At 64.5% G+C, this 18,272-nt stretch carries 20 protein-coding genes; 9 read left to right on the top strand and 11 right to left on the bottom strand.

Annotated features, from left to right (window positions below):
* The first annotated feature begins 45 nt into the window (after window positions 1-45).
* From MAFF_RS18905 to MAFF_RS18920, 4 genes are read left to right on the top strand one after another with little or no spacing between them, the layout of a single operon-like run.
* A complete protein-coding gene (locus MAFF_RS18905) occupies window positions 46-786 on the top strand; it encodes a CerR family C-terminal domain-containing protein (RefSeq protein WP_010912554.1) in 741 nt (246 codons plus the stop codon).
* The gene (locus MAFF_RS18910) at window positions 783-1,736 is read left to right on the top strand and encodes an HlyD family secretion protein (protein WP_010912555.1); all 954 of its coding nucleotides are present in this window, start codon (window positions 783-785) and stop codon (window positions 1,734-1,736) included. Before MAFF_RS18905 ends, MAFF_RS18910 begins: the two co-directional genes overlap by 4 nt.
* A complete protein-coding gene (locus MAFF_RS18915; RefSeq protein WP_010912556.1) occupies window positions 1,733-2,653 on the top strand; it encodes an ABC transporter ATP-binding protein in 921 nt (306 codons plus the stop codon). Before MAFF_RS18910 ends, MAFF_RS18915 begins: the two co-directional genes overlap by 4 nt.
* Entirely contained in the window at window positions 2,650-3,786 is a 1,137-nt protein-coding gene (locus tag MAFF_RS18920; RefSeq protein WP_010912557.1) for an ABC transporter permease, read from the top strand. Before MAFF_RS18915 ends, MAFF_RS18920 begins: the two co-directional genes overlap by 4 nt.
* A 93-nt stretch (window positions 3,787-3,879) precedes the next feature.
* Here the strand turns inward: MAFF_RS18920 and MAFF_RS18925 are convergent, their stop codons facing one another.
* Together MAFF_RS18925 and MAFF_RS18930 are read right to left on the bottom strand one after the other, a co-directional pair.
* Complete coding sequence (locus MAFF_RS18925; RefSeq protein WP_010912558.1) at window positions 3,880-4,863, bottom strand: threonine/serine dehydratase; 984 nt, start codon at window positions 4,861-4,863, stop codon at window positions 3,880-3,882.
* 302 nt (window positions 4,864-5,165) lie between these two features.
* Window positions 5,166-5,486 carry a hypothetical protein gene (locus MAFF_RS18930; protein ID WP_010912559.1) on the bottom strand — a complete coding sequence of 107 codons (321 nt, stop codon included), beginning with the start codon at window positions 5,484-5,486 and terminating at the stop codon, window positions 5,166-5,168.
* Between the two features lie 175 nt (window positions 5,487-5,661).
* Here MAFF_RS18930 and mbfA point away from each other — a divergent pair, with 175 nt between their 5' ends.
* Complete coding sequence (gene mbfA, locus MAFF_RS18935; protein WP_010912560.1) at window positions 5,662-6,645, top strand: iron exporter MbfA; 984 nt, start codon at window positions 5,662-5,664, stop codon at window positions 6,643-6,645.
* Window positions 6,646-6,684: 39 nt separating this feature from the next.
* On the opposite strand, the gene MAFF_RS18940 is transcribed toward mbfA, so the two are convergent.
* The gene (locus tag MAFF_RS18940) at window positions 6,685-7,029 is read right to left on the bottom strand and encodes an antibiotic biosynthesis monooxygenase family protein (protein ID WP_010912561.1); all 345 of its coding nucleotides are present in this window, start codon (window positions 7,027-7,029) and stop codon (window positions 6,685-6,687) included.
* On the bottom strand, window positions 7,026-7,358 hold the full coding sequence (locus MAFF_RS18945) for an NIPSNAP family protein (protein WP_010912562.1): 333 nt from the start codon (window positions 7,356-7,358) through the stop codon (window positions 7,026-7,028). Before MAFF_RS18945 ends, MAFF_RS18940 begins: the two co-directional genes overlap by 4 nt.
* 173 nt (window positions 7,359-7,531) lie before the next feature.
* Here MAFF_RS18945 and MAFF_RS18950 point away from each other — a divergent pair, with 173 nt between their 5' ends.
* Entirely contained in the window at window positions 7,532-8,206 is a 675-nt protein-coding gene (locus MAFF_RS18950; RefSeq protein ID WP_010912563.1) for an ArsR/SmtB family transcription factor, read from the top strand.
* Window positions 8,207-8,216: 10 nt separating this feature from the next.
* On the opposite strand, the gene ligD is transcribed toward MAFF_RS18950, so the two are convergent.
* The 3 genes from ligD to MAFF_RS18965 all read right to left on the bottom strand — a co-directional run bounded on the left by ligD (window position 8,217) and on the right by MAFF_RS18965 (window position 12,205).
* Window positions 8,217-10,706 carry a DNA ligase D gene (gene ligD / locus MAFF_RS18955; protein ID WP_010912564.1) on the bottom strand — a complete coding sequence of 830 codons (2,490 nt, stop codon included), beginning with the start codon at window positions 10,704-10,706 and terminating at the stop codon, window positions 8,217-8,219.
* 11 nt (window positions 10,707-10,717) lie between these two features.
* Window positions 10,718-11,584: a Ku protein gene (locus MAFF_RS18960; RefSeq protein WP_010912565.1), complete on the bottom strand. Its 867-nt coding sequence runs from the start codon at window positions 11,582-11,584 to the stop codon at window positions 10,718-10,720.
* A gap of 114 nt (window positions 11,585-11,698) precedes the next feature.
* Window positions 11,699-12,205 carry a ferritin-like domain-containing protein gene (locus MAFF_RS18965; protein WP_010912566.1) on the bottom strand — a complete coding sequence of 169 codons (507 nt, stop codon included), beginning with the start codon at window positions 12,203-12,205 and terminating at the stop codon, window positions 11,699-11,701.
* Window positions 12,206-12,603: 398 nt separating this feature from the next.
* Here MAFF_RS18965 and MAFF_RS40060 point away from each other — a divergent pair, with 398 nt between their 5' ends.
* Complete coding sequence (locus tag MAFF_RS40060; RefSeq protein WP_080511888.1) at window positions 12,604-12,744, top strand: hypothetical protein; 141 nt, start codon at window positions 12,604-12,606, stop codon at window positions 12,742-12,744.
* 350 nt (window positions 12,745-13,094) lie between these two features.
* Here MAFF_RS40060 and MAFF_RS18970 read toward each other — a convergent pair whose 3' ends face one another.
* Entirely contained in the window at window positions 13,095-13,556 is a 462-nt protein-coding gene (locus tag MAFF_RS18970) for a RidA family protein (protein WP_010912567.1), read from the bottom strand.
* 222 nt (window positions 13,557-13,778) lie between these two features.
* On the opposite strand from MAFF_RS18970, the gene MAFF_RS18975 reads away from it, so the two are divergent.
* Together MAFF_RS18975 and MAFF_RS18980 are read left to right on the top strand one after the other, a co-directional pair.
* Entirely contained in the window at window positions 13,779-14,147 is a 369-nt protein-coding gene (locus tag MAFF_RS18975) for a YciI family protein (RefSeq protein ID WP_010912568.1), read from the top strand.
* Between the two features lie 25 nt (window positions 14,148-14,172).
* Entirely contained in the window at window positions 14,173-15,417 is a 1,245-nt protein-coding gene (locus tag MAFF_RS18980; RefSeq protein ID WP_010912569.1) for an RNA polymerase sigma factor, read from the top strand.
* Between the two features lie 36 nt (window positions 15,418-15,453).
* Here the strand turns inward: MAFF_RS18980 and MAFF_RS18985 are convergent, their stop codons facing one another.
* The 3 genes from MAFF_RS18985 to MAFF_RS18995 form a co-directional block, all read right to left on the bottom strand.
* Window positions 15,454-16,080 (bottom strand): glutathione S-transferase family protein, encoded by a 627-nt coding sequence (locus MAFF_RS18985; RefSeq protein WP_010912570.1) that lies wholly within the window; start codon window positions 16,078-16,080, stop codon window positions 15,454-15,456.
* Window positions 16,081-16,492: 412 nt separating this feature from the next.
* Entirely contained in the window at window positions 16,493-17,473 is a 981-nt protein-coding gene (gene cysK, locus MAFF_RS18990; RefSeq protein WP_010912571.1) for a cysteine synthase A, read from the bottom strand.
* Between the two features lie 180 nt (window positions 17,474-17,653).
* A complete protein-coding gene (locus tag MAFF_RS18995) occupies window positions 17,654-18,271 on the bottom strand; it encodes a LysE family translocator (protein WP_010912572.1) in 618 nt (205 codons plus the stop codon).
* Between the last annotated feature and the right edge of the window lies 1 nt (window position 18,272).

Genomic DNA, 18,272 nt, shown 5'->3' on the forward strand with positions numbered 1-18,272 from the left:
TGAACACAAGTTGACTTTAATCAATCGATTGATTAAAGTCTGCCCATGATCAAATTGCCCGACGCTAAAAGTTCACGCCGCGAGACATCACCGGAGCTGACGCGTGCCGTACTCGTGCAGGCGGCGCTGAAACTGTTCGGCCGGCAGGGTTTCGACGGCACCTCGACCCGTGAGATCGCGGCCGAGGCGCAGGCCAATATCGGCTCGATCGCCTATCATTTCGGCGGTAAGGAAGGCCTCCGCGCCGCCGTCGCCGACTATATCGTCGAGACCGTTCAGGCGGTTGCCGGCCGGGCACTGGCCGCCGGCCAGGCGCCAGGCAGTGGCCAGGCCGCGCCTGCGGGCGATCCCGAGGCGGCGCGCGCGCAGCTTTTCGCCGCGATAGAGGGGATCGTCGGCTTCGTCGTGGCGCAGCCGCACGCCGGCGAGATCGTGCAGTTCTTGCTGCGCGAACTGCAGCATCCTACCGCTGCGCTCGACCGCATCTATGACGGTGTGTTCGAGCCGACGCATCGCCGGCTGTGCCATCTCTGGGAGCAGGCGACCGGCGAGCCGGCCGAAAGCGAGCGGACCCGGCTCACCGTGTTCACGCTGATCGGCCAGGTCGTCTATTTCCGCATCGGTCGCGAGGCGGTGAAGCGCCGCATGGGCTGGCACGACATCGGCGCCGCCGAGGCCGCCAAGGTCGTGGCGGTCACCACGGACAATCTCAGCGCCATACTGGCCGCCCGAATGGGATCAAAACCCAAAATGGGATCAAAACCCCCAATTGGATCAAAACAATGAGTTTCCTCTGCTCCTTGCCGCTTGCCGCGAAGCTCCTCAGTGCCTGTGCGCCCGCCGCGCCACTCGCCGTCGGCTATGTCGAGGGCGACTATGTGCTGCTGGCGCCGATCGAGGTGGCGCAGGTCGAGACCGTCGCCGTCAAGCGCGGCGATCGCGTCATGCCGGGCACGACGGTGGTGACGCTGGAAAGCGCCGACGCCAAGATCGCGGTGGCCCAGGCCGAGGCAAGCCTCGCCCAGGCGCAGGCGCAGCTCGCCGATCTGCAGGTCGGCAAGCGGCCGGAAGAGATCGCCGCACTCAAGGCGCAGGTCGACATGGCCAAGGCGCAGGCCGACGACGCCAAGCGCAAATACGATCGCGCCGCCGACCTGTTCAAGCGCGGCACCGGCACGCAGGCCGATTACGACACCGCCTCGGCGACGCTGGAGACGGCCAACGCCCAGGTCGGCCAGGCGCAGGCCAATCTCGCCGTCGGCGGCCTGCCGGCGCGGCCCGAGACGATCAAGGCCGCCGACAATCAGGTCAAGCAGGCACAGGCAGCCCTGCAGCAGGCTCAGTGGCGGCTGTCCAAGCGCACGCTCGCCGCACCTTCGCCCGGCCGCGTCAACGATGTCATCCGCAATCCCGGCGACACGGCCGGTCCGACCGCGCCGGTCATTTCGATGCTGCCCGACGGCGCGGTGAAACTCAGCGTCTACATACCGGAGGCTGCCTTCTCTTCGGTCAGGATCGGCAGCCTGCTCAGCGTTCATTGCGACGGCTGTGGCGAGGGCGTGAAGGCGCGCGTCAGCTATGTCTCGCCCGATCCCGAATTCACTCCGCCGGTGATCTATTCGCTCGAGAACCGGCAGAAGCTGGTCTATCTGGTCGAGGCGCGGCCGGAGGGCGATGCCGGCCCGCTGCAGCCAGGCCAGATCGTCGATGTCGAGCTTGCGGAAACGGCAAAATGAACGCCATCGACGTTCACGGCCTGGTCAAGCGGTTCGGCGACAAGACCGTCGTCGACCAAGTGACGATGTCGGTCGCCGAAGGCGAGATCGTCGGTTTCCTCGGCCCCAACGGTTCGGGCAAGACCACCACCATCCGCATCATGTGCGGCCTGCTGACGCCGGACGAAGGCGAAGGCACCGTGCTGGGGTTCAACATCCGCACCGACTCGCTCAGCATCAAGCGCGAAGTCGGCTACATGACGCAGAAATTCTCGTTCTACGAGGATCTGACCATCGGCGAGAATCTCGAATTCGTGGCGCGGCTCTACCAGCTGAGACCGGTCGAGGAGTATGTCGCCAGGACACTGGAGGAACTCGGCCTCACCACGCGCCGCGACCAGCTGGCCGGCACGCTGTCCGGCGGCTGGAAACAGCGGCTGGCGCTCGCCGCGTGCATCATGCACAAGCCGAAATTGCTGCTGCTCGACGAGCCGACGGCCGGCGTCGACCCGAAGGCGCGGCGCGAATTCTGGGACGAGATCCATCGCCTCGCCAGCGGCGGGCTGACCGTCCTGGTCTCGACCCACTACATGGACGAAGCCGAGCGCTGCCACCGCATCAGCTACATCTCCTACGGCAAGATGCTGGCCACCGGCACCGTTGAGGAGGTGGTGAAAAACGCCGGCCTGACGACGTTCGTGGTGCAGGGTCCGCGGCTCGCCAAGGTGGCCGAAGCGCTGCAGGGCCGCCCCGGCGTCGACCAGGTGGCGCCGTTCGGCGCCACGCTGCATGTCGTCGGTTCCGACAGCAAGAAGCTCGAAGCAGCGCTTGCCGATATCGAGAAGGAGCATAAGGGCGTGACGGTGGCGCCGGGCGAAACCAGCCTGGAGGATGTCTTCATCCAGTTCATGTCGGGGTCGAAGGACAATATGGCATGAACAGCGTCTTCTCCTTCGCCCGGCTCGGCGCGCTGCTGATCAAGGAATTCATCCAGATGCGGCGCGACCGCATCACCTTCGCCATGATGCTCGGCGTGCCGCTGCTGCAGCTCATTCTGTTCGGCTTCGCCATCAACAACGATCCCAAGGGCTTGCCGACGGCGCTGGTGGCGATGAGCAACGACCAGTACACGCGCGCCATGGTCTCGGCGCTGCAGGTGACGGGCTACTATCATTTCGACCATGTCACCGAGAGCGCCGAAGAGGCGGAGTTCCTGATGGCGCGCGGCGACGTTTCCTTCGTCGTCACCATCCCGGCCGACTTCGCCAGCCGAGTCGAGCGCGGCGACAATCCGCAGATCCTGATCGAGGCCGACGCGACCGATCCCTCGGCCGCGAGCGGCGCCATTTCCACGCTGAGCACGGTGGCGAGCCAGGCGCTGCTGCGCGCCCAAGGCATGCAGGCGGCCGCCGCCGAGAATGCCAGGCAGCAGCTGCAGGTGGTGGTGCACCATCGCTACAATCCTGAAGGCATTTCGCAATACAACATCGTGCCCGGCCTGCTCGGCGTCATCCTGCAGATGACCATGGTGATGATGACGGCCATGGCGCTGACCCGCGAAACCGAGCGCGGCACGATGGAAAACCTGCTCGCCATGCCGTCCAGTCCGGCCGAGATCATGCTGGGCAAGGTGCTGCCCTTCCTTGTCGTCGGCGCGGTGCAGGTCGCGGTGGTGCTGGTGGCGGCCAAGCTTCTGTTCGATATCCCGTTCGTTGGCAGCCTGACGCTGCTGTTGTCGTCGGTGCTTGTCTTCGTGCTGTCGCTGGTGCTGCTCGGCTACACCATCTCGACCATGGCCCGCTCGCAGATGCAGGCGATGCAGCTCACCTTCTTTTTCTTCCTGCCGTCGCTGCTGTTGTCCGGCTTCATGTTCCCCTATCGCGGCATGCCGGGCTGGGCCCAGGCGCTGGGCGAAATCTTCCCGCTGACGCATTTCCTGCGCATCACCCGATCGGTGATGCTGAAGGGCGCCGACTTCCACGCCATCGCTACCGAGGTCGGCTGGCTGGCCGTGTTCGTGCTGGTCTTCGCGGGCACCGCGCTGCTGCGGTTCAGGCGCACGCTGGACTGACCGCAAACGGACGCCTCAGCCCGGCCGCTGTGAGCGGCCGAGGCAGCCCGCCGGGCTGCGCCAATAGCAGGCATGGCGCACAGGACAAAGCGCTCAGGCGGCCGCCATGATCCCGGCATAGGTGCCGAAATCGACATTGCCGCCGGACAGCACCACGGCGACGCATTTGCCGGACAGTTCGATCTCGCCCGACGACAGCGCCGCCAGCGCCACGCAGCCGCCCGGCTCGACCACCAGCTTCAGATAGGCCATGGCATCGCGCATCGCCTGTGCGGTCGCCTTGTCGGAGACGGCAATGGCCCCAGTGAGGTTCCTGCGGTTGATTTCGAAGGTGATGGCGCCCGGCTCGGCGGTCAGGATCGCGTCGCAGATCGAGCTGTGGCCGGGCTCGTTCGAAACCCGCGCGCCTGCGGCGAGCGAGCGGCGCGTGTCGTCGAAATGCTCGGGCTCTACCGCCCAGACCGCCGTGCCCGGCGAGGCATCCTTGACCGCCACCGAAATGCCGCTCGACAGGCCGCCGCCCCCGCAGGGGATGACGACGGTGTCGAGGCTGACGCCGAGCGCCCTGCCCTGCCGCATCAGTTCAAGGCCGATCGTGCCTTGCCCGGCAATGATGGCCGGATCGTCGAAGGGCGGCACCAGCACCATGCCCTTGTCGATATAGGGGCGAACCACGGTCATGCGGTCATCGCGAAAGCGGTCGAACGGCACCACCTCCGCGCCCATCTTGCGGACATTGCCGATCTTCATCGCCGGCGCGTCCGCCGGCATGGCGATGACCGCCTTGACGCCGAACATGGCGGCCGAAGCGGCAACCCCTTGCGCATGATTGCCGGAGGAGAAGGCGACGACGCCACGGCTGCGCTCTTCCTCGCTCAGCGACGACAGCTTGTTGTAGGCGCCGCGGAACTTGAACGAGCCGGTGCGCTGCAACGTCTCCGGCTTGAACAGGATACGGCCGCCGAAGCGCTTGTTCAGCTCGGCCGATTCGATCAATGGCGTTTCGACGATCAGGCCGGAGAGGCGGGCGGCGGCGGCACGGATGTCGGCGATGCCGGGAGGGGTGGTGGCGGTCATGCGAGGTCCAACAAGAGAGGCAGTCTCTTCTCATGATGCCCGCAAAGGCACATGGCGCACCATTGAAAAAATGTGACCGTTACAAAGTTGGCGGTGGCGCTGCCGCCGAAGCTGCCAATCTCCCCCTCGTGGGGAATGTCCGGCAGGACGGAGGGGGGCGCTGTCCCGCCAGCCTATCTCAAGGTTTTTTGCCCAATTACAGAGCGCTCAGCCGGAGGCCCGCTGCCTGCGGCAGCTCTCCGGTTCGAACCCGTTGAAAGGTCCACCGGACCCTTTCAATTCGCCTGCGGCGAACCGGGTTCTCACCCCAGCAATGTCCGTTGCCTCTTCGTCCCACCCAGCTTGCGCCAATTGTTGAAGCGATGCGTGGCGGCGGCGAACGAGATCTTCATCTGCTGGGCGACCGAATAGCGCGATTTGCCTTCGTCGAACATGCGGTAGCAGCACTCGACCCCTTCCTCGGTCAGCTTGCCGTCGGGGGCCTTGTTGTGCGGGTTGGCGGGGTCGAATTTCTCTATCTGCTGCTCGACCAGGCCCTTCAGGCGCTGCAGATCGGCCTCGATGCTGGCGATGAGATCGAGAACGGGTTTCGGGTCGAAATGCTGTGCGTGCGGCTTCGTCATGCGGGAATCCTCGTTCTTGTCTTAGGTTCAGCTATATAGGTGAATCTTTGCCAATAAGGAAGGGGCGGCCCTGTTCAAGCGCTTCAACAATTCTTGAACCCGCGGCCTCAGCGCGATTGACCCCGAGCACGCTAAACCCTAGTTTAGAACAATTCTAAACTAGGGTCCTTTCCTCATGCTTTCCCGTGTTTTCGGCTTTGGCCGCCGCCCCTTCGAATCGCTCTCCGAACAAGAAATCCTGGCGCTGGCCATTTCATCCGAGGAAGATGACGGGCGCATCTACCGGGCCTATGCCGACGGGCTGGCGGAAAGTTTTCCGCAATCGGCGAAAGTGTTCGAGGAGATGGCCGAGGAAGAGGACGGCCATCGCGACTCGCTGATCGAGCTCTTCCGCAAGCGTTTCGGCGAGCGCATCCCGCTGATCCGGCGCGAACATGTGAGGGGCTATTATGAGCGCAAGCCCGACTGGCTGGTGAGGCCGCTCGGCATCGAGCATGTGCGCCGCCAGGCCGAGGCGATGGAGCAACAGGCCTACCGTTTCTATGTCGAAGCGGCCAAGCGAACATCAGATGCCTCGACCCGGAAACTGCTCGACGACCTGGCGGCGGCCGAGCAGGGGCACGAGAACTCGGCGCAGCGGCTGGAGCAGAAGCATGTGCCTGGCGATGTGAAGGATGAAGAGGCCAGCGCCGAACAGCGCCAGTTCATCCTCACCTATGTGCAGCCGGGCCTGGCCGGGCTGATGGATGGATCGGTGTCGACGCTGGCACCGATCTTCGCCGCCGCCTTTGCCACCCATGACACCTGGCAGACGCTGCTGGTCGGCCTTGCCGCCTCGATCGGCGCCGGCATTTCGATGGGCTTCACCGAGGTCGCGTCCGACGACGGCAAATTGTCGGGCCGCGGCTCGCCGATAAAGCGCGGCCTCACCGTCGGTATCATGACGACGCTGGGCGGTCTCGGCCACGCGCTGCCCTATCTCATCCCGCATTTCTGGACGGCGACGGCCGTTGCCGCCGTCGTGGTGTTCTTCGAACTGTGGGCCATCGCCTTCGTCCAGAACCGCTACATGCAGACCCCGTTCCTGCGCGCCGCCTTCCAGGTGGTGCTGGGCGGCGCGCTGGTGTTCGCCGCAGGTGTGTTGATCGGGAATGCTTAGCTTCTTTCCTTCTCCCACAAGGGGAGAAGGAAAGAAGCGCTACCCATTCACCGCCCGGCTGTCCGCCGGCGCCTCGTCCCGTTCCATCAGCCCATAATCCCTCACCACATGCGCAATCCGCAGCCGGTAGCCGGCAAAGATACCGCCGCGGCCGGCCTGCTGCGCCTGCCTGTGTTCTTCGGTGTTGCGCCAGGCCTTTACCGCTTCCTCGTCGCGCCAGAATGACAGCGACAGGATGCGGTTCGGGTCGGCGAGACTCTGAAAGCGTTCGATCGAAATGAAGCCGTCAATGCCGTCGAGCAAGGGACGCAGATTGGCGGCGATGGCGAGATAGGCATCGCGCCGGCCCTCCGCGGGCTGTACCTCGAAGATGACGGCGATCACGGCTGCACCAGCTTGGCGTGCGGTCCGGAGACGTGTTTCAGGAACATGCGGTCCTCCTTGAGGATGAATCGTTCTCGCTTGGCGAACTCATAGTTTGCCTTGCCGGCGGGATCGGCGGCAAGCCGGGCGCGATAGGCTTCATAGGCCGCCAGGTTCTCGATGTTGTAGGCGGCGTAGGCCGTTGTCGCCGAGCCTTCATGCGGGGCATAATAGCCGATCAGGTCGGCGCCGCAGCGCGGAATGGCCTGGCCCCAGTTGCGGGCATATTCCTCGAAGGCGGCCTTGCCGAACGGGTCGATCTCATAGCGGATGAAGCAGGTGATGGTCATGGTCGTCTCCTCTGGGTTCCCGCATCGACGCTTCGAGCGCGGTCGAAACATCGTGCGCATTGGTGTGCTAGGCAGTTTCATGTCAGGAGCCATCGTCGCTTGCGTCGCCGGCTCCTTGATCTGACCGAAGAATAATGGCTATCTGGCAAGAATGCTTCGACAAGGAACGAACTATGCGTGAAGGACCCGACATCGCCCGCATCGCCAGCCTGGTCGGCGACCCCGCCCGTGCCAACATGCTGAATGCCTTGATGGGCGGCACGGCGCTGACGGCGAGTGAACTCGCGCTGGAGGCCGGCGTGTCGTTGCCGACCGCCTCGTCGCATCTGTCGAAACTGATGGAAGGCGGACTGCTGACTTTGGCCAGCCAGGGCCGCCATCGCTATTACGGCCTCGCCGGCCCGCAGGTGGCGGGTATGATCGAGGCCATCACCGGTGTCGCCGAGGCGGTCGGCCCCAAGCGCGTGCGGCCGGGTCCGCGCGACGGCGCCATGCGCATCGCCCGCGTCTGCTACGACCATCTCGCCGGCGAGCAGGCGGTGGCGATGCTCGACCGTCTGGTCGAAAAGGACATATTGCTGCGCGACGACAGGGAGATCCGGCTCGGCCCTTCGGCGTCGTCGCATTTTGCCGCCATGGGCATCGATGTCGACGCCAAACCGCGCCGCCCGGTCTGCCGCGCCTGCCTCGACTGGAGCGTGCGCCGCTCGCACCTCGCCGGCACGCTGGGCGCCGCCATCCTCGACAAGATCCTTCTGGAAAAATGGGCGCGCCGCGAAAAGGACAGCCGCGCGGTGATTTTCTCGCCACCGGGCAAGCAGGCCTTCGAGAAGGTGTTTTTGAGCTGAGCGCGGAGAACTACCCCCGCTTCAACACCTTGCCCTGCTTGAAGAAATCCATCCACGGGTCGGCTTCCGCCAACTTCGCAAGCGTCGTCTTGTCGCCTATAGGGAAAGCATTCGGCGCCAGGCCGGCCTCGATCTCGGCCCAGGTCACCGGCATCGACACGGTGGCCCCTTTCTTGGCGCGCGAGGAATAGGGCGCGACCGTCGTCGAGCCGCGGCCATTGCGCAGATAGTCGACGAAGATTTTCCCGGTCCGCGCCTTCTTCGACAGCGTCGCCGTGTAGCGGTCGGGGGCACCCTGCTCGAGCGCCTTGGCGAAATCATGCGCGAAGGTCTTCACCGCCTCCCAATCCGCCGACGGTTTCAGCGGCACCAGCACATGATAGCCCTTGCCGCCCGATGTCTTGACGAAGTTCGGCAGCGACAGCTCGTCGAGCTTCCCCCTTATATCGAGCGCCGCCTCGCGCACCGCTTTGACGTCGACGCCTTCATCGGGATCGAGATCGAAGATGATCTGGTCCGGCTGTTCAAGCTTGTCGATCGTGCAGCCCCAGATGTGGATCTCGACCACGCCATACTGGACGAGTGCCGCCACACCGTCGAAATCCCGCACGAACAGGATCTCCTCGCCATCCGTTGGGTCCTTCATCCGGGCTATTCTGTCGCTCATGCCGGCCGAGGCATGTTTCTGGAAGAAGCGCGGGCCGCCGATGCCGTCCGGCGCCCGCACCAGGCTGAGCGGCCGGTTGACGACGAACTGCTCCATGCGGGGCCAGACCTCGGCGTAATGGTCGAGCAGGCCCTGCTTGGAGATCTTTTCGTCGGGCCAGAGCAGCTTGTCGGGATGCGAGAGTTTTACGCTGGTCGTCATCGTCCCGGCGCCGCTCGAGGCCGGCTTGGCCTTGCCTGTCGCTGCCTTGGGCTTTTCCTGCACAACGTCCTCCGCCGGCTTGTCCTCGCGCAGCCCCTGGAACGAGGCATGACGCACTATACGGTCCGACGTCCAGCTGCGAAACTCCACTTCGCCGACCAATTCCGGCTTGACCCAGACCAGGCCCTTGCCTTTCGGCACGGCCTTGTCGAAGGGCGAAGCCTTCGCCTGCAGCGCGTCGAGCCTGGTCTTCAGCTCCGTCGCGCCCTTGACGGAGAAACCGGTGCCGACACGACCGGCGTACTGCAGTTTGCCGCCCTCGTAGTAGCCGACCAGCAGCGACCGCAGCCCGCGCCCGGTCTTGTCGGACGGCAGATAGCCGCCGATGACGAATTCTTGCCGTGCCGTGCATTTCGACTTCACCCAGGTCGGGCCGCGCCCGCTGCGATAGGGCGCATCGGCGCGTTTGGACACGACGCCTTCCAGCCCCATCCTGCAGGCATGCTCCAGCATGATCTTGCCGGGCTCGAAAAAATGGTCGGAGAAACGCACCGCCGGGTTCTCGGCCTGCTTGCCGAGCAGCTCCTGCAAGGCCTGCTTGCGCTCGACCAGCGGCTCGGCGCGCAAATCCTTGCCGTCGAGACGCATCAGGTCGAACACGTAATAGAGGAAGCGGTTTGCCCGCTTCGCCGACAAATCCTGCTGCAGCAGCGCGAAGGACGAGACGCCGCTGTCGGCCAGCACGACAATCTCGCCGTCGATGATGGCGTCGCTGCACTTCAGCCCGGCGAGCTCGGCAATGATCTCGCCGCCGAATTTTTCCGTCCAGTCGAGGCCGGTGCGGGTCAAGAGCCGCACATCCGTGCCGGCGATATGCGCCTGCATGCGATAGCCGTCGAATTTGACTTCATGCAGCCAGTCCTTGCCCGGCGGTGCATCCCGCTCCAGCGTCGCCAGCTGCGGTTCGATGAAGTCGAGTTTGCGCGCCGCGGCCTTCGCCTTGCCGGCGGCCGGCTTGTTCGAATGCCAGACCTCGGGCTTTCGGCCCTTGGCCGCCTTGCCCTCGCCGACCTCTTCGATCGTCAGGCCCGACTTCACCGATTCCGGCCTCTCCTTCAAAATGTCCTCGCCCGGGCGCGCCGCGGCATCGTCGGACTTGATCAAGAGCCAGTTGTCGCGCTTTTCGCCCGCCCGCGGCTTCAGCCGCACCAGATGCCACAGCCCATGCAATTTGTGGCCGTTGAGCTCGAAACTGATGTGGCCCTTCTTCATCGCCTTGGCCGGGTCGGTCTCAGGCATCCATGTCCCCTCGTCCCAGACGATGACCGAGCCGCCGCCATACTCGCCCTTCGGGATCGTGCCTTCGAACGGCGCATAGTCGATCGGGTGGTCCTCGACATGGACGGCCAGCCGCTTCTCGTGCGGATCGAGGCTGGGCCCCCGCGTCACCGCCCAGCTCCACAGCACGCCGTCATGCTCGAGCCGAAGGTCGTAGTGCAGCCTGGTCGCCGCGTGCTTGTGGATGACGAAGATGCCCCCGGCTTCGTTTTTCCCGGTGCGTGCGACCTTGCCCGCCGGCTCCGATGTCTTCTTGAAATCGCGCTTGGTATGATACTGTTCGAGGCCGGCCATCCTTGGTCTCCTCAGGCCGATTTGCGCTTCGGCGCGGCCGCTTTCGGCTTGGCGCGTTTGGCCGCCGGCCTGGCTGCGGATGATGATTTAGGTGAGCCGGAATCCGATGACAGGCTCTTCTTCAGCGCGTCGAACAGATTGACGACGTTGGAGGGTTTTGGCGCCGCCTTCGCCTTGGGCGCCTTGTGCCCCGCCTTCTTGGCCCGGATCAGTTCGAGCAGCGCGTCCTCGTATTTGTCGTCGAATTTAGACGGATCGAACTTCGCCTTCTTCTTGTCGATGATCAGTTCGGCGAGATCGGTCATCTCCTGGTCGGTCTTCACCGCCTTGATCTCGCCGAACACGCTGTCGGGCTGGCGCACCGTATTGTCGTAGCGCAGCGTCGTCAGCACCATGCCCTTGCCGAGCGGCTCGATGACGACGGGGCGTTCGCGTTGATAAAGCACGATCCGCGCCAGCCCGGCCATCTTCTTGCCTGCCATGGCATCGCGGATGACGGCGAACGCTTCCTCCGACACCTTGTCGGCCGGCGCGACATAATAGGGCGTGTCGAGATAGATCTGCTGGATCGAGGCCTTGTCGACGAAACCGTCGAGGCTCATCGTGTGCGAGGATTCGATCTGCACCGCCTCGATCTCGTCTTCCTCGATACGGACGAAATCGCCGTCGTCCAATTCATAGCCCTTGATCTCGTCGCCGTCGTCCAAGGGCTTGCCGGTTTCGGCATCGACATAGATGCGCTTCACCGTGTTGCCCGTCTTGCGGTTGAGAATGCGGAACGACACCCTTTCGGTATGGGTGACGACATTGGTCAGTTCGACCGCGCAGGTGACCAGCGAAAGCTTCAGGTAGCCCTTCCAGGCTGGACGCGGCGCCATGACAAACTCCTTGCAATGGGTTCAATCCAGAACGGGGCAAAGCCCATTCCGGTTCCGACCGCGCGACAAGGCGAGTCGGCGCCGTTGCCGCGCCGATCTTGCCTGCCATCTCACCTATTCGGCAGCCTGGAGATTGATCTTGCTTTCCGCCATCTCGGTGAGCTTGCGATCGGTCGCCTGCTCTTCCTTGAGATTCTTCGCGAGTACATTGGCGCAATCGCTGCGGCCGAGTTGCTTGGCCCATGCAATCAGCGTGCCGTAGCGGGTCATTTCGTAATGCTCGACTGCTTGCGCAGACGCGATCAGGGCGGCGTCCAGGACCTCCTTGTCGGCGATGTCGCCGCTCACCTCGTCGGCTTCCTCGAGGATGCCGTCAATGGCCGGGCAGTCGATGGCCTTGGCCTTGACGCCATGCAACTCGAACACCTCTTCCACGCGTTCGATATGGCCCTTGGTCTGTTCAAGATGTTTTTCGAAGCCTGCTTTGAGCTGCGCGTTGGTGGCCTTGTCGATCATCTTCGGCAACGCCTTCTCGATCTGCTTTTCCGCGTAATAGATGTCGCGCAATGTGTGCACGAACAGGTCGTCCAGCGTTTTGATGTCCTTCGAAAAGAAGCCCATGGTTCTAGCCTTTCCATTTGCTCTTGCGGTGTTGGTGCGCGTGCCTGCGCCTTGCAGGCAATCGCGGGCCGGCCACGCCAGTCCCGACGGTCAACGTCCGCCCTATATGCCGGTTCCTTCCTTTCCTGCCTGAGCAAGGAAATTCCATCAGCCAGCCGGAAGTTGAAACAGAACCGCGCCCAGGCGACATTCAAACGAAACATATGTGATGCAAAAGTCACACTGGCCGGAATGGCGACAAAAGGCGCGGAAACACCCCGAATCAGCCGCATTCCGGCCACGAAGCAACGGGTTTTCGACCAGATATTAACATCGTGTTCACCGACTATTCACGCCTCGATGCTATCCTTTGCGCAATTCGGAAGGGACATCCGAAAATCGGGACAGGGACAGGGTAAATGAACTTCTTCACGCACCTCATCGGCTACGCCGCCGCCATCCGTGAATTCGTCGCGCCGACCTATCGGCCGGAGCGCTACTACATGCGCGGCCCCGGTCCGGCTTGCGCCCGTCGCGGCACGTCGCTGGGAGCGCACTGACCATGACGTTCGAGAGCCGCCACAACAGCCGCATCTGCAGGCCGGGTGCCACGACCCGCGCCACCACCTATCGTTCCGAGCGCCCGGCTCTGAGCGACAGGCGTCGTGCGACATCGCCACGTCTTTGATCCCGCCCTCGGCTGGCCTGGTGTCCCAGGACACGAGCAGCCGAGGCCCCGCGAGACCGACCTTCCTCAGTCCAGTCCGCCCCAATCACGTCTGGCCAAGCCCAGTCCTCCCGCTGAACCATCTTTCGATACCAGCCATCCGCTGATCGTCTTCGATGGCGTCTGCGTACTGCGCTCCGGGCTCGTGCGCATGGGGGTGAGGGAGGCACGCCAAGGCCCGGCTCAATCCGGCAGGGCCGCGATCGCGACAATTTCAATGACGATGTCGGCTTGAGCGAGCGCGGCAACGCCAATCACCTCCGAGGGCGGCGGGTTGTTGTAACTGCAGTGCTTCGGGCAATGCTCGGCAAAGAACGCGTCTAGAACGTCCAGGCGAAAATTGGGAGAGCTGAGAACGCCGCCGTCGGGAAACGGTCCTCTGACGAAGAAGGTCAGTTTGACGAGGTTTTCAAGCGCGGCGCCCAGCTCCTCCAGATCGGCTTTGATGTTGCCCAGAACCTCGAGCCACTGGGCCGCCGCATCGCCAGCGAAACGACCGCCTTGCTTGCCGGCCGGATCGTAGTCGGCGGCGGTCGCCGTGTTTCCACAAAGGTAGACAAATCCCTTCGCGCCGGTAACGACTGTCCCCTTGCCCCACGGCATCAACCGGCCGCTTTTGAATTTCTTGTGGGTCACGAGTTCCATTGCTCATCTCCCATCTCTGGCGTGACGTGCCTGGATCACAAAGGATAGCGCGGCGAGGCGTCATGGCCAGCGCCGCCGGCCGCTTGGCGAAACCTGGTCCTTGCGAAACCGCGTGACGAAGCCGAAAGTTTTTTCTTGGCGCCCTGTCGAAATCGGTCGACACCGCGCGACATACGTCTGGCCCCGCAAGGACGCGGCCTTCGAAACCACGGGAGAAGACCCATGCGATACATGCTGATGATCAACAACGATGAATCCGCACTGGCGGCCATGCCGGTCGAGAAAACCCAGCAGATGAGCGCGGCCTATGGCGCCTATACCGAAGCGTTGAAGAAATCCGGCGCCTGGCTGGCCGGCGAAAGGCTGCGCCCGACCCAGGCGACCACCTCGGTGCGGATCGCCGACGGCAAGACCAACGTGATCGACGGCCCCTATGCCGACACCAAGGAGCAGCTTGCCGGTTTCTACATGATCGAAGCGGCCGACATCGACACCGCCATCGAATGGGCGGCGCGCTGTCCGGCGGCCAGCACCGGCACGGTCGAGTTGCGGCCGATCTGGGAACTGGCCGACTACATGCCGCAGAAATGACGACGTGCCAAGAAATGACCATGTGATGGACAGTCGCCCGGAGATCGCCCGGGCGGCCGCCGAGGCCGCCGCCCGGCAGAGCTATGGCAAGCTGGTCGCCTGGCTCGCGGCGCGCACCCGCGACGTGACCGCAGCCGAGGATGCGCTGGCCGACGCCTTTGCCGCCGCGCTCGAGCGCTGGCCGAAATCAGGCGTGCCTGAAAAGCCGGAAGCCTGGCTTCTGGCTGTCGCGCGGCGGCGGCGGGTCGATGCGGTTCGCCGGCGGCTCACCCGGGAGGCGGCCCGCGATCATCTCAAGCTGATTGCCGAGGAGATGGAGGCGCGCATGACTGACGAAGAGCTGCCCGACGAACGGCTGCGGCTGATGTTCGCCTGCGCGCATCCGGCGATCGAGCCGGGCGTGCGGGCGCCGCTGATCCTGCAGACCGTGCTGGGCTTCGATGCCGCGACCATCGCTTCGGCCTTCCTGGTCTCGCCGGCAACGATGGGCCAGCGCCTGGTGCGCGCCAAGACGCGCATCCGCGAAACCGGCATTCCGTTCCGTGTGCCGGAGCGGGCCGAACTCGGCGAACGGCTGGGCGCGGTGCTGGAGGCGATCTACGCCGCCTTCGCCGAAGGCTGGTCCGATCCGGCCGGCACCGAAACGCAGCGCCGCAACCTCGCCACCGAAGGCATCTGGCTCGGCCGCCTGGTGGCGACGCTGATGCCGCAAGAGCCGGAAGCGCTTGGCCTGCTTGCGCTGATGCTGTTTGCCGAGGCCCGCCGCGCCGCGCGACGCAGTGTCGAAGGCGACTTCGTGCCGCTGGCCGAACAGGATTGCGACCTGTGGGACCGAGCCCTCATCGACGAGGCGGAGGCGCTTCTGTCCCATGCCGCGGCGAGCGGTGTGGTCGGCCGCTACCAGCTCGAGGCGGCCGTCCAGTCCGCCCACGCGGCGCGGCGGCTGACTGGCCGCACCGACTGGCCGGCGATCCGCGCGCTTTACGACGCGCTGTTTTCGATCGCCGGATCGCCGGTGGTGGCGATCAACCGCGCGGTGGCGCTCGCCGAGACGGAGGGCGCGATGGCAGGGCTGGCGGCGCTTTACGTGCTGGGCGACGACAAGCGGCTCAATGAGTATCAGCCCTATTGGGCGGCGCGGGCCGGCCTCCTGGCCAGGCTTGGCCAGGTTCCGCAGGCAACCGAGGCCTATGACAGGGCAATCGGCCTCGAACGCGACCCGGCGGTGCGCCGCTTCCTGCAAGGCAAAAGGGCGGCGCTCAGACACTAACCAAGCGTCGCAGGACGCCGCCTTACACGCAGGCGTTCAGGTCGGCCACATCTCGTGTGACGTGTTGAGCGTCTTCAGCAGCGGATGGTCGCGCAGCCTGGCCCAGAGACGTTCAATATCAGGCCATGCCGCCCGCGCCGTGCCGATGTCGGGATGCCAGGCCACAAGCATGACGAGATAGATGTCGGCCAGCGACATCTGGTCACCAACCAGCCAGTCACGACCCTTCAGTGCGGCATCGAGGACGGCGAAGCCACGGTCCATCTCGGCGATTGCCGCCTGCTTGACGGCTTTCGTGCCGTCGGCGTCGGCCGTGTAGCGATGGGCGTAGTAGAACCGCAGCACCGCCGGGTAGAGCACCGACGACATGAAGGCCATCCAGCGCAGGAAATCGGCGCGGGCAGGCGCATTGACCGCTGGCGCGAGGCCTGCATCGGGATGGCGCTCGGCGAGCAGGATGCAGATCGCGGCCGATTCGGTCATCGAGCTGCCGTCCGGCAAGGTCAGCACTGGCACCTGGTTCAGCGGGCTGATGTCGAGGAAGGCCGGATCGGGGCGGTCGGATTTCGGCACGTCGATCTGCTGGAATGGTGCGTTGGCCAGCGCCAGCGCCGCCTCGACGACGAAGCCGCCGCTGCCGGGACGGGTATAGAGCTTGTACATGAAATTCTCCCCTGGTCCGCGCAAAGCGGACCGGGGCGATATGATCCGGAAGCAGGGTTCTGCTCAAGCCGGGTCACAGGCGCCACGGGAGGATTTTTCAGCGGGCCAGGAAAGACACCACCAACTTCGTCATTCTAGGGCGGAGCAAGGAGCGAAGCGACGCGCGCAGACCCTAGAATCCATGCCGTGACGTCTCCACGTCACGACGTTGCAGATATTGTCTCGAAGAACACTAGCTCCGCTAATTTCGACGAGACGCAGCGGCGGAAGACAAGCATTCTGGACCGTGGCATTCCTCGGCCCCGGTCACGGCATGGATCCCAGGGTTCTACGCGACGGAGCTTCGCTCCTGCTTCGCCCTGGGATGACGACCGGGAGGGGCCGCTGAGGCCAATCTTCGAGGTACGAACGCCTAAGCCCCCAGCCCCTCGAACAAGATCGTCGACAGGTAGCGCTCGGCGAAGTCGGGGATGACCACGACCAGGGTCTTGCCCTTGTTCTCCGGCCGCGAGCCGACGACGATTGCCGCCTGCAGCGCCGCACCCGACGAGATGCCGACCGGCACCCCTTCGAGACGGGCGACGAGGCGGGCATTGGCGACGGAATCCTCGTTGGAAACCTTGATGATCTCGTCATAGATCGTGGTGTCGAGGATTTTTGGTGCGAAGCCGGCGCCGATGCCCTGGATCTTGTGCGGGCCGGGCTGGCCGCCCGACAGCACCGGCGAGGCTTCCGGCTCGACGGCGACGACATGCAGCGAGGGCTTGAGCTTCTTCAGCACCTGGCCGACGCCGGTGATGGTGCCGCCCGTGCCGATGCCGGCGACGAAGATGTCGACCTCGCCCTGCGTGTCGTTCCAGATCTCCTGCGCTGTCGTCTTGCGGTGGATTTCCGGGTTGGCGGGGTTTTCGAACTGCTGCGGGATAACGGCATTGGGGATTGTCGCGGCCAGCTCGTCGGCCTTGGCGATGGCGCCCTTCATGCCTTTCGGCCCTTCGGTCAGCACCAGTTCGGCGCCGAGCAGCGCCAGCATCTTGCGGCGCTCGACCGACATCGTTTCGGGCATGGTCAGGATGAGCTTGTAGCCCTTGGCGGCGGCGGCGAAGGCAAGCGCGATGCCGGTGTTGCCCGAGGTCGGTTCGATCAGCGTCGTCTTGCCGGGCGAGATCTTGCCGGCCGCCTCCAGCGCCTCGATCATCGCCACGCCGATGCGGTCCTTGACCGAGGCGATCGGGTTGAAGAATTCGAGCTTGGCCACGAGATTGGCGACAACCCCCTTCTCCTTGGCGAATTTGTCGAGCCGGACCAGGGGCGTGTCGCCGATCGTGTCGGTGATGGAACTGTAGATGCGGCCGCGGCCGGGGACGCGGGCGGAGGTGACGGGCTTGTTCATTGGTTTCGCTCCCAGGATTTCAGGCAAGTGGCATTGCAGCCGGCAAGATAGGGCTTTCAGCCGCGCAACATAAGCTGTCGGCCGGAAATATCCGAGTGGGGCCTGTGTCTAAAACGCCCTTGTCCCGGAAAAGCATTTCACGGGAAAGCCTGGCCCCGGAATGTTTTGGCTGAAAGCGTGCTACTGACGGGCCGCGATCGCTGCCGCGGCGCCCACCATGAAGCCGGCGGCGGTGCGGTTCAGCAGCTTCAGCGCGCGCGGCGATTTCAGGAACCAGCGCGCCTTGGCGGCGAGCGCCAGGTAGGGAACCAGTACGACGAACAGCACGACCACCGTCAGCGCGGCGAGAATGCCGTAATCGGCCAGCGTGATCGTCTTCAGGTCGACGATGGTCGGGGTGATCGCCAGGTAGAAGATCATCGTCTTCGGATTGCCGAGCGTGACGGTGAGGCCGGCGACAAAGCTCGACACCAGTCCGCCCTTGCCCTTCCTGGCTTCGACCGTCTCGGGCGTGATGCCGGCGGTCCAGAAACGCCAGCCCAGAAACGCCAGATAGGCGACGCCGGCCCATTTGATGGCGAGGAACACCATGCCGAAGGTCTGCGCGACGAAGGCGAGGCCGAGCACCACGGCGGTCAGGTAGGTGAGGTCGCCCAGCATCAGGCCAAAGGACATGGCCAGCGACGAGCGGAAGCCGGAGCCGAGCGCCCGCGCGACAAGCGCTGTGACGCCGGGGCCAGGAATGGCGGCGGCGATGCCGAGTGCGGCACTGTAGGCGAGGAAGCCGGTGAGGGTCATG

Origin of the sequence: Mesorhizobium japonicum MAFF 303099, from assembly GCF_000009625.1 — a bacterium.
Classification (GTDB): Bacteria; Pseudomonadota; Alphaproteobacteria; order Rhizobiales; family Rhizobiaceae; genus Mesorhizobium; species Mesorhizobium japonicum.

Excerpts from the sequence above, each read along its gene's own strand:
- MAFF_RS18930 (WP_010912559.1), bottom strand. The coding sequence starts at position 5,486 with ATGACGAAGCCGCACGCACAGCATTTCGACCCGAAACCCGTTCTCGAT.
- MAFF_RS18950 (WP_010912563.1), top strand. The coding sequence starts at position 7,532 with ATGCGTGAAGGACCCGACATCGCCCGCATCGCCAGCCTGGTCGGCGAC.
- MAFF_RS18905 (WP_010912554.1), top strand. The coding sequence starts at position 46 with ATGATCAAATTGCCCGACGCTAAAAGTTCACGCCGCGAGACATCACCG.
- MAFF_RS18965 (WP_010912566.1), bottom strand. The coding sequence starts at position 12,205 with ATGGGCTTCTTTTCGAAGGACATCAAAACGCTGGACGACCTGTTCGTG.
- MAFF_RS18915 (WP_010912556.1), top strand. The coding sequence starts at position 1,733 with ATGAACGCCATCGACGTTCACGGCCTGGTCAAGCGGTTCGGCGACAAG.
- MAFF_RS40060 (WP_080511888.1), top strand. The coding sequence starts at position 12,604 with ATGAACTTCTTCACGCACCTCATCGGCTACGCCGCCGCCATCCGTGAA.
- MAFF_RS18995 (WP_010912572.1), bottom strand. The coding sequence starts at position 18,271 with ATGACCCTCACCGGCTTCCTCGCCTACAGTGCCGCACTCGGCATCGCC.
- MAFF_RS18920 (WP_010912557.1), top strand. The coding sequence starts at position 2,650 with ATGAACAGCGTCTTCTCCTTCGCCCGGCTCGGCGCGCTGCTGATCAAG.
- MAFF_RS18975 (WP_010912568.1), top strand. The coding sequence starts at position 13,779 with ATGCGATACATGCTGATGATCAACAACGATGAATCCGCACTGGCGGCC.
- MAFF_RS18985 (WP_010912570.1), bottom strand. The coding sequence starts at position 16,080 with ATGTACAAGCTCTATACCCGTCCCGGCAGCGGCGGCTTCGTCGTCGAG.
- MAFF_RS18945 (WP_010912562.1), bottom strand. The coding sequence starts at position 7,358 with ATGACCATCACCTGCTTCATCCGCTATGAGATCGACCCGTTCGGCAAG.
- MAFF_RS18960 (WP_010912565.1), bottom strand. The coding sequence starts at position 11,584 with ATGGCGCCGCGTCCAGCCTGGAAGGGCTACCTGAAGCTTTCGCTGGTC.
- ligD (WP_010912564.1), bottom strand. The coding sequence starts at position 10,706 with ATGGCCGGCCTCGAACAGTATCATACCAAGCGCGATTTCAAGAAGACA.
- cysK (WP_010912571.1), bottom strand. The coding sequence starts at position 17,473 with ATGAACAAGCCCGTCACCTCCGCCCGCGTCCCCGGCCGCGGCCGCATC.
- MAFF_RS18980 (WP_010912569.1), top strand. The coding sequence starts at position 14,173 with ATGGACAGTCGCCCGGAGATCGCCCGGGCGGCCGCCGAGGCCGCCGCC.
- MAFF_RS18910 (WP_010912555.1), top strand. The coding sequence starts at position 783 with ATGAGTTTCCTCTGCTCCTTGCCGCTTGCCGCGAAGCTCCTCAGTGCC.
- MAFF_RS18970 (WP_010912567.1), bottom strand. The coding sequence starts at position 13,556 with ATGGAACTCGTGACCCACAAGAAATTCAAAAGCGGCCGGTTGATGCCG.
- MAFF_RS18925 (WP_010912558.1), bottom strand. The coding sequence starts at position 4,863 with ATGACCGCCACCACCCCTCCCGGCATCGCCGACATCCGTGCCGCCGCC.
- mbfA (WP_010912560.1), top strand. The coding sequence starts at position 5,662 with ATGCTTTCCCGTGTTTTCGGCTTTGGCCGCCGCCCCTTCGAATCGCTC.